General features: G+C 72.5%; 13 protein-coding genes. 6 read left to right on the top strand and 7 right to left on the bottom strand.

All coding sequences use genetic code 11. From position 1 onward, the window contains the following. Nucleotides 1-86: 86 nt before the first annotated feature. Entirely contained in the window at nt 87-1,949 is a 1,863-nt protein-coding gene (asnB, locus tag AB0O00_RS18210; RefSeq protein WP_363652916.1) for an asparagine synthase (glutamine-hydrolyzing), read from the bottom strand. Nucleotides 1,950-2,140: 191 nt separating this feature from the next. Here asnB and AB0O00_RS18215 point away from each other — a divergent pair, with 191 nt between their 5' ends. From AB0O00_RS18215 to AB0O00_RS18235, 5 genes are all read left to right on the top strand, one after another. After that, entirely contained in the window at nt 2,141-2,416 is a 276-nt protein-coding gene (locus AB0O00_RS18215; RefSeq protein WP_363652918.1) for a hypothetical protein, read from the top strand. Between the two features lie 30 nt (nt 2,417-2,446). Then, nucleotides 2,447-4,273, top strand: coding sequence for a glutamine--fructose-6-phosphate transaminase (isomerizing) (glmS, locus tag AB0O00_RS18220; RefSeq protein WP_363652920.1), 1,827 nt, complete (start codon nt 2,447-2,449; stop codon nt 4,271-4,273). Nucleotides 4,274-4,500: 227 nt separating this feature from the next. Continuing rightward, complete coding sequence (locus AB0O00_RS18225) at nt 4,501-5,283, top strand: serine protease (protein WP_363652922.1); 783 nt, start codon at nt 4,501-4,503, stop codon at nt 5,281-5,283. Between the two features lie 91 nt (nt 5,284-5,374). Continuing rightward, nucleotides 5,375-5,674, top strand: coding sequence for a hypothetical protein (locus AB0O00_RS18230; protein WP_363652924.1), 300 nt, complete (start codon nt 5,375-5,377; stop codon nt 5,672-5,674). Nucleotides 5,675-5,808: 134 nt separating this feature from the next. Next, nucleotides 5,809-6,108: a hypothetical protein gene (locus tag AB0O00_RS18235; RefSeq protein WP_363652925.1), complete on the top strand. Its 300-nt coding sequence runs from the start codon at nt 5,809-5,811 to the stop codon at nt 6,106-6,108. Between the two features lie 80 nt (nt 6,109-6,188). Here AB0O00_RS18235 and AB0O00_RS18240 read toward each other — a convergent pair whose 3' ends face one another. From AB0O00_RS18240 to AB0O00_RS18265, 6 genes are all read right to left on the bottom strand, one after another. After that, nucleotides 6,189-6,923 (bottom strand): methyltransferase domain-containing protein, encoded by a 735-nt coding sequence (locus tag AB0O00_RS18240; RefSeq protein WP_363652927.1) that lies wholly within the window; start codon nt 6,921-6,923, stop codon nt 6,189-6,191. 99 nt (nt 6,924-7,022) lie between these two features. Beyond that, nucleotides 7,023-7,745, bottom strand: coding sequence for a DUF4097 family beta strand repeat-containing protein (locus tag AB0O00_RS18245; protein WP_363652929.1), 723 nt, complete (start codon nt 7,743-7,745; stop codon nt 7,023-7,025). A gap of 211 nt (nt 7,746-7,956) precedes the next feature. Further along, the gene (locus tag AB0O00_RS18250; protein WP_363652931.1) at nt 7,957-8,139 is read right to left on the bottom strand and encodes a hypothetical protein; all 183 of its coding nucleotides are present in this window, start codon (nt 8,137-8,139) and stop codon (nt 7,957-7,959) included. Between the two features lie 238 nt (nt 8,140-8,377). Continuing rightward, on the bottom strand, nt 8,378-8,671 hold the full coding sequence (locus tag AB0O00_RS18255; RefSeq protein ID WP_363652933.1) for a hypothetical protein: 294 nt from the start codon (nt 8,669-8,671) through the stop codon (nt 8,378-8,380). Nucleotides 8,672-8,828: 157 nt separating this feature from the next. Beyond that, a complete protein-coding gene (locus tag AB0O00_RS18260; RefSeq protein WP_363652935.1) occupies nt 8,829-9,827 on the bottom strand; it encodes a TauD/TfdA family dioxygenase in 999 nt (332 codons plus the stop codon). Between the two features lie 43 nt (nt 9,828-9,870). Continuing rightward, on the bottom strand, nt 9,871-10,821 hold the full coding sequence (locus tag AB0O00_RS18265) for a TauD/TfdA family dioxygenase (protein ID WP_363652937.1): 951 nt from the start codon (nt 10,819-10,821) through the stop codon (nt 9,871-9,873). A 290-nt stretch (nt 10,822-11,111) separates the two neighbouring features. Between AB0O00_RS18265 and AB0O00_RS18270 the strand changes: the two genes are divergently transcribed. Next, a complete protein-coding gene (locus tag AB0O00_RS18270; protein WP_363652939.1) occupies nt 11,112-12,368 on the top strand; it encodes an MFS transporter in 1,257 nt (418 codons plus the stop codon). Nucleotides 12,369-12,446: the final 78 nt, after the last annotated feature.

The raw sequence follows: 12,446 nt of genomic DNA on the forward strand, positions 1-12,446 counted from the left end.
ACGCCCCGGACGCGGCCCCGCGCGGGCCGGGCCGTACGGGCGGCCGGGGCCCGTCCGGCCGGCGTGCCGCGCGGGGTAGGGAACACTCAGATGTCCAGTGCCACCTGGTACTCCGTCAGCCAGGTGGACAGGTCCAGGGCGAGGTCCATGCCGAGCCGCACCGACTGCGGGTCGGTCTCGGGGGCGAGCGCGTCGCCCAGCCGCCGCTGGTCGAGCAGGCCGAGCACGGGGGACTTGCCGTCGGCGGCGAGGGCGGCGAGTTCGGCGCGCAGCAGCGCCGGGTAGTGCGGGTCGGCGGTGACGGGGTACGGGCTCTTCACCCGATCGGCGACCTCGTCGGGCAGCACGTCCCGGACGGCGGCGCGCAGCAGGCTCTTCTCGCGGCCGTCGAAGCTCTTCATCGCCCACGGCGTGTTGAAGACGTACTGGACGAGCCGGTGGTCGCAGAACGGCACCCGCACCTCAAGGCCGTTGGCCATGCTCATCCGGTCCTTGCGGTCGAGGAGCAGGCAGACGAAGCGGGTCAGGTTGAGGTAGGAGAGCTCGCGCATCCGGCGTTCCAGCGGGCTCGCGTCGGGCAGGTGCGGCACCTCGGCCAGTGCCTCGCGGTAGCGGGCGCGGCGGTACCCGGCCAGGTCGAGCTTGCGGAGGAGGTCGGGGTCGAGGAGCTGCTCGCGGGCGCCCGCGCCGGGGCCCGCGAGGCCGCGTTCGATGTAGGGCACCCACGGGAAGTCGTCGGCGGCTATCGCGTCCGGGTCGTGGAACCAGCGGTAGCCGCCGAAGAGCTCGTCCGCGGACTCGCCGGACAGGGCGACGGTGGACTGCCGGCGCACGCCGCGGAAGAGCAGCAGGAGCGAGACGTCCATGTCGGCGAAGCCGCCGGGCAGGTCCCGGGCGCGCAGGGCGGCGGTGCGCTGGGCGAGGTCGGTGAGCTCGCCGGCGTCGAGTTCCACGACGTGGTGGTCGGCGCCGACGTGCTCGGCGAGCAGGCGGGCGTACGGCCCGTCCTCGGTGGGCCGCATCGCGTCGGCGTGGAAGTTCTCGCTCTGGCCGGCGAAGTCGACGGCGAAGGAGCGGATCGGTCCGGCGCCGGCCCGGCTGAGCACGCCCGCCGCGAGGGCGGTCACGGCGCTGGAGTCGAGGCCGCCGGACAGGAGGGAGCACAGCGGCACGTCGGAGTCGAGCTGGCGGTGCACGATGTCGTCCAGCAGGGCGCGGACGGTGGCGACGGTGGTGTCCAGGTTGTGGGTGTGCTCGCGCGCCTCCAGCGCCCAGTAGCGGCGCACGGCGATCCCCTCGCGGCGCACGCGGACGACGTGGCCGGGGCGGACCTCGGCTATGCCGCGGTACGGGGTGATGCCCGGGGTGCGGCAGAAGGCGAGCAGTTCGCGCAGCCCGTCCAGGTCCACCGCGGGCCGGACGGACGGGTGGGCGAGCAGGGACTTCACCTCGGAGCCGAACACCACGCCGTCCGCGGTGCGGTGGTAGTGCAGCGGCTTGACGCCCATCCGGTCGCGCACCAGCAGCAGTTCCTCGCGCCGGGCGTCCCAGATCGCGAACGCGAACATGCCGTTCAGGCGCTCGGCCAGGTGCTCGCCCCACTCCAGGTAGGCGCGCAGCACGACCTCGGTGTCGCTGCGGGTGCGGAAGCGGTGGCCGGCCGCCCGCAGTTCGGCGCGGAGCTCGTCGTGGTTGTAGACCTCGCCGCTGTAGGTGAGGGCGGCCAGCAGCCGGCCGTCGTGCTCGACGGTCATCGGCTGGACGCCGCCCTCGATGTCGATCACGGCGAGGCGGTGGTGGCCGAGCGCGGCGTGGCGCTCCAGGTGGACCCCGCCCGCGTCCGGGCCGCGGCAGGTCTGGGTGGCCGTCATGGCGTCGAGGACGTCCCTATAGTTCCCGCCGGCGGTGAGGTCGCGGTCGAAGGCGACCCATCCGGTGATGCCGCACATCAGCAAGCCTCCGGTCTTCCGCTACGTGTGGAGAGGGTCACGCTACGTGGCACCCGGGTGGCCGACAAGGGTGTGTCGAAAAGGTGAAGGGAGGGGTTCCGCATGGTTGCCTGCGCTGAAAGTCGGAATGTCTGCCCGAATCCGGGCAGAAACTTTGGCTTCCGGGCGGCGTGCGCCTAAAGTCTTCCTCCGTGCCGAGCTCACCCCACCCTCATGACGACCTCGTCGCCCACCTCACCCGGACCAGCCCCCTCGGGCCCCGGGAAGCGGCGAGGCTCGTGACGGAGGTCCTGGCGTACTTCTCCGAGACGACCGAGGAGTACGTCCGCCGCCGTCACACCGAGCTCCAGGCACGCGGACTGACCAACGAACGGATCTTCGCCCGGCTCGCCGAGGAGCTGCCGGCCCGCCGCGTCGCGGCACCGGAGCTCTCCGCCCGGCAGCTGCGCCGGATCGTCTACGGCTGAGCCGACACCCACTCCATGGAGGAGCCCGTTATGTGCGGAATCGTGGCCTACATCGGCCCCAAGGACGCGACCCCCTTCCTGCTCGAAGGCCTCGCCCGCCTTGAGTACCGCGGCTACGACTCGGCCGGCGTCGCGGTCGCCGGCCGCACCGGCGGCATCAAGCTCCGCAAGGTCAAGGGCCGCGTCGCCGACCTCGCCGCCGCCGTCCCCGCCCGCTTCAAGGGCACCACCGGCATCGGCCACACCCGCTGGGCCACCCACGGCGTCCCGAGCGACGAGAACGCCCACCCGCACCTCGACAACGCCGAGCGCATCGCCGTCGTCCACAACGGCATCATCGAGAACGCCGACGAGCTGCGCGCCCGCCTCTCCGCCGAGGGCGCCATCTTCCGCTCCGAGACCGACACCGAGGTCCTCTCCCACCTCATCGCCGCCCACGCCACCGAGGGCGTCGAGCTGGAGGAGGCCGTCCGTGCCGCCCTCGGCAAGGTCGTCGGCACCTACGGCATCGCCGTCCTCGACGCCGAGCAGCCCGACCGCATCGTCGTCGCCCGCAACGGCAGCCCGATCGTCCTCGGCATCGGCGAGAAGGAGATGTTCGCCGCCTCCGACGTCTCCGCCCTCGTCCGCTACACCCGCCAGGTCGTGCACCTGGAGGACGGCGAGCTCGCCGTCGTCCGCGCCGACGGCTTCCGCACCTTCACCGAGGACGCCCGCACCACCCACCGTCAGCCGTCCACCGTCGACTGGGAGATCGACTCCTACGACACCGGCGGCTTCGAGCACTTCCTGCTCAAGGAGATCAACGAGCAGCCCGGCTCGGTCGAGCGCACCCTCGGCGGCCGCCTGGACGAGCGCTTCGCCACCGCGCACCTCGGCGGCCTCAACCTCGACGCCCGCGAACTGCGCGAGATCCGCCGGGTCAAGATCCTCGGCTGCGGCTCCGCCTACTACGCCGGCGAGATGGGCGCCCAGCTGATCGAGGAGCTCTCCCGCATCCCCGCGCACAGCGAGCCCGCCTCCGAGTTCCGCTACCGCAACCCGGTGATCGAGGCCGACACCCTGTACGTGGCCGTCAGCCAGTCCGGCGAGACCTACGACACCCTCGCCGCCGTCCAGGAGATCAAGCGCAAGGGCGGCCGCGTCCTCGGCGTCGTGAACACCGTCGGCAGCGCGATCGCCCGCGAGTGCGACGGCGGCATCTACCTGCACGCCGGCCCGGAGATCTCGGTCGCCTCGACCAAGGCCTTCACCTCGACGGTCGTCGCCTTCGCGCTGCTCGCCCTGCACTTCGGCCGCATCCACGACCTCTCGCCCGCCGACGGCCGGCGCATCGTCTCCGCCCTCAAGGCGCTGCCGGACCAGATCCGCGAGGTGCTCGACCAGAGCGACGCGATCGCCGAACTCGCCGCCGAGTACGCCAAGTCGGCCGGGATGATGTTCATCGGCCGGGTCCGCGGCTTCCCGGTCGCCCGCGAGGGCGCGCAGAAGCTCAAGGAGATCTCCTACGTCCACGCCGAGGCCTACCCGGCGAGCGAACTCAAGCACGGCCCGCTCGCGCTGATCAGCCCCGAGCTGCCGACCGTCGCCCTCGTCCCGGACGACGAGCTCCTCGACAAGAACCTCACCACCCTCGGCGAGATCAAGGCCCGCTCCGGCCGCGTCATCGCCGTCGCCCACCGGCGCCCCGAGGAGAAGCTCGCCGACCACTGCATCCTGGTCCCCAAGAGCGAGCCCGAGCTCGACCCGCTGCTCCTCAACATCCCCCTCCAACTCCTCGCCTACCACGCGGCGGTGGCCCTCGGCCGCGACGTCGACAAGCCCCGCAACCTGGCGAAGAGCGTGACGGTGGAGTAGTCCGCGGTTCAACGGGAGCGGGCCCCGGCTGCACAGCGGCCGGGGCCCGCTCGCGTGTGACGTCACAACGGTGGCCGGGTGCTCGCGCAAGCCTCCGGTCGGCGGTCGCTCTCCCCGCCGAACGGCGGGTGTCCCCGACGGGCCGTCAGGGGCCAGCCTTGCGGGCAGTTCGACAGGTTCATGTCACCCCCACGAGGCGGCCCCACACCGCCGGACAAGGACGCGTCATGACGTACCTCCCGCTGCCCAGGATCCTCGCCGCCGCCGCTGCGGCCACCGCGCTCGCGCTCGCCGCGCCGGCGACGGGCGCGTCGGCCGCCCCCGTGCCGAGCAAGCCCATCATCGGCGGCGGCAGCGCGTCGCAGGCCTACTCCTTCATCGCCTCGCTGCAGCAGGGCGGCCGGCACCTCTGCGGCGCCTCGCTGATCTCGCCCACCTGGGCGGTCACCGCGGCGCACTGCGTGGCCGGCGGCTCCGCCGACCAGTTCACCGTCCGGGTCGGCTCCAGCGACCGGACCTCGGGCGGCGAGGTGGCCTCGCTCGCCCGGATCGTCTCGCACCCGAACTACGGCACCAACAACGACATCGCCCTGCTCCAGCTCGCGGCCCCCGTCCAGGCCACCCCGATCGCGATCGCCGACAGCGCGCCGGCCGGCACCACCGCCCGGCTGCTCGGCTGGGGCCAGGAGACGCCGCAGCCCGGCGGCGACAACGGCCCGGACCAGCTCAAGGAACTCGACACCAGCCTGCTCCCGAGCGGCTGCGCCGAGGGCTTCGACGGCGCCACCGAGCTCTGCGTCAACAACCCGCAGGGCCCCGACGGCAACAACCAGGGTGCCTGCTACGGCGATTCGGGCGGCCCGGCGATCGCGCAGGTCAACGGCGAGTGGCGGCTGCTCGGCGCCACCAGCCGCGCCGGCGGCACCTCGCCCACGTGTGCGGTCGATCCGTCGATCTACACCAACGTGACCGCGTTCAAGGACTTCATCCGGAGCACCATGGCGAGCTGACGCACCGCTCCTGCGGCTTGCGGACCTCGGTCCGCACGCCGCAGGAGCACGGCATAGGGAAATCAGAGTCGGCGGCGCCAGGCTGATGGCCATGAAGAAGAAGCGGAACATTCTCAGAGCAGCTCTCGCCGTGGCCGCGACCGGGGCTGCGCTCCTGGTCCCGGCCATGCCTGCGGGCGCGACCCCGGGCGCGGGTGCCGTTGCGGTGGACGTGCCGTGCGGAGTCTCCTACGCCGGTGCTTACGGTACTTACCGGAACTGCGAGGACCACGCCGTCAAGGTCCATTACCAGTACCTCGACGGCATAGGCGACGCGCAGTGCATTCAGGCTGGTGCGACTCAGCTGCTCGGGGAGGCGCGGTGGATATTCAAGGAGGCGGATTCCTGCTGATCCTCAGCCCGTAGACGCCGACCGGGGCACCGCCTGAAGAGGTGGTGCCCCGGTCGGCTTCGTCGTCTCAGGGGTGTCGCCTCGGGGCGGCGGAGCATAGGGAAAATAGAGTCGGCGGCGCCAGGCTGATGGCCATGAAGAAGAAGCGGAACATTCTCAGAGCAGCTCTTGCCGTGGCCGCGACCGGGGCTGCGCTCCTGGTCCCGGCCATGCCTGCGGGCGCGACCCCGGGCGCGGGTGCCGTTGCGGTGGACGTGCCGTGCGGAGACTCCTACACCGGTGGTTACGGCTACTACCGGAACTGCGAGAACCACGCCGTCAAGGTCAGGTACCAGTACATGGAGGGCATCGGCGGCGTGCGGTGCGTTCAGGCCGGTGCGACCGAGCTGCTCTCGGACTCGTGGTGGATATTCAAGGAGGCGGATTCCTGCTGATCCTCCACCGGTAAATGGCCGACCGGGGCACCGCCTGAAGAGGTGGTGCCCCGGTCGGTTTCGGGGGAGGGCGGCGCCGTTCACGCCGGTCCGCCGGCTCCGATCAGGAGCGGGGCGGCAGCCGACTCGTCCGTGGTGCCGGTGTGCGGCCGGCCGCCGGCGTGCGAGGAGGTGCACGGGTGCAGCAGTGCGAAGTACGCCAGGGCCGGTCCGGACTGCCGGATGACGTGCAGGCCGGCGGCGTTGGCGTGCCGGGCCAGGGCCGCCGGGCGGATCTGGTGGCGGTCGAAGAACTCGCCGACGACGAGACGGCCGGCCGGCTTGAGGACCCGGCGCAGCTCCCGCAGGGCGGCCGGGACGTCCGGGATCTCGCCCAGCGCGGTGACCAGGTAGGCGGCGTCGAACGTGGCGTCGTCGAAGGGGAGTTCGCGCGCGTCGGCCAGCGTGGGGACGATGGTGTCGAGGCCGGCCCCGGTGGCCCGGCGCATCACGTGGTCGAGCATCTCCTGCTGGATGTCGACGATGTCCAGCCGGCCGTCGGTGCCGAGCCGGGGTGCCACGTCGAGCGTCTGCAGCCCGGTGCCGGGGCCGATCTCCAGGATCCGCTCGCTGGGCTTGGGCTGGAGCTGGTCGACCAGCCGCTGCGAGGACAGGAACGGCAGCGGCAGGTCGAGGAGCCGGTGCTGCGCGTACGGGTACGGCGCGGAGTCGGTCACCCACCAGGCGGTGGCCGCGGCGGCGGCCGAGGCGCCCGCCAGGGCCCAGATGCCGGTCTTGCCGAGGGGGGCGCGCAGGGGCGAGGAGGGGTGGCGCATGGGTTCTTCTCCAACGTGGGGTCGTCAGTGCGGGGCGGTGGCGGGGCGGTGGCGGGCGCGGTGGCCGGCGGGTCGGTCGACGGCTGCGGTGGTGGCCGCTCAGTGGATGCGGATACCGCCGTTGGAGGTGGCCACGGTGAGGGAGGCCGCCGCGCCGTTGGTGTTCGGCAGGTCGACCTGCGGCTCGGAGCTGTTGCTGCGGGCGTTGATCCGGTAGCCGCTGCCCGCGGGCACCGCGAGGTCGACCGCTCCGTCGCCCGTGGTCACCCGCACGTCGGCCGGGGCCGTGCTGAAGGCGGCGTTGACGGCGCCGTCGGCGGTGGTGATCTCGGCGCGCTTGGAGGCGGCACCGGTCACGCTGACCTGGCCGTTGCCGCTCTTCAGGGTCACCGGGCCGGTGGGGCTGCGGACGGTGATCGCGCCGTCGACGGTGTGCAGCTCCAGCGCGCCGGCCAGCGTGTCCGCCTCGATCGCGCCGTTGCCGCCGTCGACCCGGACCGGCAGCGAGGCCGGCAGCGTGACGTGCAGTTGCAGCTGGCAGTCGTCGGGGCAGGTCGCGCTCACCTTCGCGGTGGTGCCGGACCTGGTCGTGGAGACCTCCGGGGGTTTGCCCCCGTAGTTGCCGCTCGCCGAGACCTGCACGGTCGGACCGTCGCCCGCGCTCAGCGTCACGGCGATGTCGTGGCTGTCGATCTGGAGCAGGGTGGCGCCGGCGGCGTCGGCCTGGCCGGTCTGCGAGAAGGGGGTCGTCCGGCTCAGCCCGCTCGTGGGGTTGCACCCGGCCAGCACGGTACCCGCGGCCAGCACGGCCAGTCCGGTCATGAGGCACCGCCGGGCGGTGCGGCTTGAGGTATTGATGGCTCACTCCTCGTTCTGGGGAAGGCCGGTGGCCTTCGCCGGTGGTTCGCGGTGGCGGTCCGGGGCGGTGCGCCTGCGCCGGCCCGGACCGCCATCTGTCCTCCAGCCAACCGCAGTTCGGCCGGGGCCGGACACGTGGTCAGCCCACCGAACCGGGGTAGGGATAACCCACCTGTCAGTCCCAGCCGTTGTTGTTCGGGCCGGTGGCGCCGGCCGGCTCGCCGGCGGCGGCAGCGGGGGCCTGCGGCTGGGCGCCGGCACCGGACCCGGCGGCGGCCGGCGCGAGGAGGGCGAGGGTGATCGCCGCGAGGGCGGTGGCGGCCTTGGCGGCGAGGCGGGTCGGTGTCTGGGTGTTCATCGTGTGTTTCCCCCGAATCGTGTGTCGAGTGCTCCGCGGATAATGGTGTGCAGCCATTCCGCTTTTTTTCCGAAGGCCGGGCCTTGTGGGCGGCCTGGAATTCCATGGTGGCAGCTTCTTGACGATCCATCGGCGAATGTCCGCGCCATGCTGTTGCCATGGCAGGGTGTTGCCGCCGCCGGACTTCGGGGAGCGCCGGGGAGTGCGGGGGAGCGCGGGGGAGCCGCCGGTGCGGCGGTCAGGACCGGTCGTCCGGCTGGTCGCCGGAGAGCAGGAGGTCGTCGAACCCCGGTACCAGGGTGGCGGCGAGATGGCTCAACTGTCCGCCGCAAGTGCGCAGGTAGGCGGTGCAGACGGCGAGTGCGGCCGCCTCGGCGGCGCGCAGCCGGGCGTGGGACACGAAGAGGACGGCGATGGCGCTGTCGCCCCGGCCCTCGGCGAAGACGTGCTGCAGGCCGTGGCCGACCGCCGCGGCCCGGTACAGGCCGTCGCGGACCTGTTCGCCGGGCGGCGGCTCGATGGGGAAGACCATTTTGGCCAGGATGATGTGCATCGTCGAATAAGGTCCGGGGTGGCGTGAAAAGAAGTGGACGGTGCTGCGTCAGATCCGCGGCACCGAAAGGGAAAACGGCGGGAGCGGCCACGAGGATGCTGTCAGGGTAACTCGTGGCCGTCTCCCGCCGTGGCGGTCAGCTCAGGACGAATCCACCGCCGCTACGGTGACTCCGGTTGCGCCGGTTGTCGAGATGCACGAAGGTGCGGTGCAGCCAGCGGTCCCGGCCGTCGTAACGGGCCTCGAAGGTGGTTCGCCCGTGCACCGACAGGCGGTTGTCGACGAAGGCCAGCTCACCGGGCTGGAGCACCAGCGTCTCCGAGACGGTCAGGAAGGCGTCGCGCAGCACCTCCAGGGCCGCCTTGGCCTCGTCGTCCAGCGGCATAGTGGCGCTGAAGTCCACCAGGATGTTCGGGTCGTCGGCGGCGCCCTCCAGCACCGGGTGCGCGGTGGTCGGTGCGCCGGAGTGGAACGACGGCGGCGGCTCGGTGACGAAGCGCGGCTGTAGCAGCACCCCGACGGCCTCCGGTGGCACCAGGGCCAGTGCCCGGCGGATCGAGGAGACCAGCGTGCCGGCCGTGCCCGAGTGGTCGTTGCGCAGGCAGAACAGGCCGACGTAGTCGGGCCGGTGCGGGTGGAAGGCGTTCTCCACGTGCAGTTCGAGCAGGGTGCCGCTGCCGGCGTTGCTCTGCGACGCCTCCTGCCCCGGGACCGGGACCACGTTCTGCACCAGGGCGCCGGACTTCTCCTCCCGGTAGGCGACCACCTCGCCGAGGCAGAGGCTGAGCAGGGCGGTGACCGCACCCGGCGTGGTGGCCCGGCGCTCCACCGACTCCGCCACCGTGGGCGTCTCGGGCAGCAGCGTCTCGTCGTTCGGCAGGTTGCGGACGATCAGCAGACCGGTCGGACCGGGGTCGTGCCGGTACTGCCGGACCGACTCGCGCAGGCGCAGCGGCAGCCGGGACGAGCGGCGGCGGGCCTCGTCCATCCAGACCCGGGTGTCCATCAGCCGTGGTTCGACCAGGACGAGTTCGCGGGCCAGGCGCAGGACCTCGGCGCACTCCGGGTCGGTCAGGGTCAGGTCGGTGCTGTCGTCGAGTCTCGTCGTTCGTGGGGTCGGTGATGCGAGGGTCATAGGGTGACCTCTTTCGAGCGGGTTCGCTGGATCTCAACGGGAATCAATCGGACATGGCCACGAGCACGCGGCGCGATCCGGTGAACGGCCGCCGGCCGTGGCCGACGAGCACGTTGTCGATCAGCAGGACGTCGCCCTGCCGCCAGTCCACGTCGACGGCGGCCGCCAGCCCGCGGTCGCGGATCTGCCGGACGTACTCGGCGGGGATCGGCGCACCGTCGGCGAAGGTCACCGACTGGGGCAGGTCCGCCGCGGGGAGCAGCCTGGCGAGGTCGGCCGCCGTCTCGTCGCCGAGGCCGGCCGGGTGCCACTGGTCCGACTGGTTGAACCAGACCTCGGTGCCGGTGCGGGGGTGGCGGACGGTGGCCCGGCGCTGCTGGGTGATCCGCAGGCTGCCGTCGCGCCGCCACTCGCCGGCGGCGTGCGAGCCGGCCAGGAACCGGTCGACCTGGTCGCGGTCGTCGGTCTCGAAGGTGTCCTGCCAGCTCTTGCCCAGGCCGACTCCGCCGTGCAGGTTCTGGGAGTACCGGACGCCGTCCGCGAAGCGCTCGCGGACCTCGTCGTCCAGCGACTCCAGCCAGCGGGCCGCGTCGACCACCGGCGTGGCCCCGCCGGTCTCGGCCGCGACGACGCAGCAGAACAGCAGCCGGGACGGCCAACTGTGGGCGTAGGAGAGCTCGTTGTGCATCGAGATGGTGTACTCGGCCGGGTACTCGGTGGACGTGTACACGTTGTCGCCGACCTTGGTGCGCGGCGAGTTGCCGTGGACGTAGGCCAGCCGCTCGGGCAGCAGCCGGTCCATGACCGCGCCGAGCCGCTGCTCGGTGACGCCGAAACCGCGGAACACCACGGCCTTCTCCCGGTCGAGCAGCGCCTCGATCCCCTCGGCGTCGGCGTCCAGCCACGCCAAGAGGCCTTCGACACCTGCGGCGCCGGGTACGGAAACCGAGTCGGGGCCGATCTCCAGCGGCTTCCAGCCGGAACTGGCGTCCATCTCCGCGATCCCTTCGGGTCGACTGCAGCCACGCGGAATCGTGGCAACCAGAACGGTCCCCAAGGTTTCTATATTCGAGCGATATCGGCCCCGCGAGCGGCCCCGCGAGCGGCCCCGCCCGCCCCCGCCCGCCCGTGGCCGGTCGCGGGTATAGCGAAGCAATAGGCGGTGTGCCCGACGCTGTCGGTCCGGTGCCGAGGACGGCTCGGCCGCCACGGGAGGGCACCTCACCGATGAGCCAGTCAGCCAGCAGCCCACCAGCCGACGGCACACCAACCCGTCACGGGGGTTTGGTCCGCGGGAACCCGGACTTCGTCCGGCTGTGGATCGGCGCCGGGATCTCCCGGTTCGGGTCCTGCGTCGGCATGATCGCCTACCCGATGCTGGTGCTCTGGCAGACCGGGTCCGCCGCCGCGTCCGGGTACGTCGCGTTCGCCGCGACGCTGCCGAACCTGCTGCTCCAACTGCCCGCCGGCGCACTGGTCGACCGCTGGGACCGCCGGAAGGCGATGCTCGGCTGTGACGCCGTGCGCCTGCTGGTCTTCGCCGGCATGGCCGGCGCGGTGGCCGGCCACTGGGTCCCGGTGCCGCTGGTGATGGCCGCCGCCTTCGTGGAGGGCGCGCTCGGGATCTTCTACCAGAGCGCCGAGCAGGTCGCGGTGCGCCACGTGGTCCCCGCCGGGCAACTGCCGTCGGCGTTCGCCCGCAACCAGGCCCGCGGCTCGGCGATCGGCCTGCTCGGGCAGCCGCTCGGCGGGCTGCTGTTCGGCGTGACCCGCTGGTTCCCGTTCGCGGTGACCGCGCTCGCCCAGCTGGTCGCGCTGGCCTGCCTGGCCCTGATCCGCAAGGACCTGCGACCTGTCCGCACGGCTGCGCCGAAGCGGCTGCACGTCGAGGTGGCGGAGGGCGTCCGGTGGCTGTGGCGCAACCGGTTCCTGCGGGTGATGTCCGCCGTGTTCGCCGGCAGCAACCTGCTGTTCCAGGTGCTGAACCTGACCGTGATGGTGGTCGTCAAGGAACACGGCGGCACTCCTGCGCAGCTCGGACTGGTCTCGGGGGCGGCCGGCATCGGCGGCCTGCTCGGGGCGATGGCGGCCGGCTGGTGGTCGGCCCGGGTGGGGCTGCACGCCACGTCCGTCATCGGCCACGCGGTCTGGGTGGTGCTGATGCCGCTGGTGGCCTTCCTCTCCGACCCGGTGGCGATCGCCCTGGACGCCGCCGGGATCATGTTCGTGGCCGGTCTGTTCACCGTGTGCGGCAACGTCTACCTGGCCTGGGCCACCCCCGGGGAGCTGCAGGGCCGGGTACTGTCCAGCTCCGCGTTCCTGACCTCCGGGGCCAACGCGCTCGGCGCGCTGGTGGGCGGGTACATGCTGGCCGGCCTCGGGCCCGCCCGCACCGGACTGGTGATCACGGCGGTGCTGGTGCTGCTCACCGTGACCGTGGCGGTCAGCCCCAGCGTCCGGGCGGCGGGCCGGATGAGCGGCCCGGCCGGGGAGGAGCCGGTGGCGCTCAGGCCGGCCGGCTCGCGAGGAGATCGCGGGTAGGGCGGCGGTCACGGTGGCCCGGGCGAAGGCGGTGAAGTCGGCGTCGGCGGGCAGCCGGCGGCCGGTCAGCGCGTCGTA

This window comes from Kitasatospora sp. NPDC093558, from assembly GCF_040683475.1.
GTDB lineage: Bacteria > Actinomycetota > Actinomycetes > Streptomycetales > Streptomycetaceae > Kitasatospora.

What these genes read in the sequence shown, in the direction of transcription:
- asnB (WP_363652916.1), bottom strand. Translation starts at nt 1,949, where the DNA reads ATGTGCGGCATCACCGGATGGGTCGCCTTCGACCGCGACCTCACCGCC.
- glmS (WP_363652920.1), top strand. Translation starts at nt 2,447, where the DNA reads ATGTGCGGAATCGTGGCCTACATCGGCCCCAAGGACGCGACCCCCTTC.
- AB0O00_RS18225 (WP_363652922.1), top strand. Translation starts at nt 4,501, where the DNA reads ATGACGTACCTCCCGCTGCCCAGGATCCTCGCCGCCGCCGCTGCGGCC.
- AB0O00_RS18230 (WP_363652924.1), top strand. Translation starts at nt 5,375, where the DNA reads ATGAAGAAGAAGCGGAACATTCTCAGAGCAGCTCTCGCCGTGGCCGCG.
- AB0O00_RS18235 (WP_363652925.1), top strand. Translation starts at nt 5,809, where the DNA reads ATGAAGAAGAAGCGGAACATTCTCAGAGCAGCTCTTGCCGTGGCCGCG.
- AB0O00_RS18240 (WP_363652927.1), bottom strand. Translation starts at nt 6,923, where the DNA reads ATGCGCCACCCCTCCTCGCCCCTGCGCGCCCCCCTCGGCAAGACCGGC.
- AB0O00_RS18245 (WP_363652929.1), bottom strand. Translation starts at nt 7,745, where the DNA reads ATGACCGGACTGGCCGTGCTGGCCGCGGGTACCGTGCTGGCCGGGTGC.
- AB0O00_RS18250 (WP_363652931.1), bottom strand. Translation starts at nt 8,139, where the DNA reads ATGAACACCCAGACACCGACCCGCCTCGCCGCCAAGGCCGCCACCGCC.
- AB0O00_RS18255 (WP_363652933.1), bottom strand. Translation starts at nt 8,671, where the DNA reads ATGGTCTTCCCCATCGAGCCGCCGCCCGGCGAACAGGTCCGCGACGGC.
- AB0O00_RS18260 (WP_363652935.1), bottom strand. Translation starts at nt 9,827, where the DNA reads ATGACCCTCGCATCACCGACCCCACGAACGACGAGACTCGACGACAGC.
- AB0O00_RS18265 (WP_363652937.1), bottom strand. Translation starts at nt 10,821, where the DNA reads ATGGACGCCAGTTCCGGCTGGAAGCCGCTGGAGATCGGCCCCGACTCG.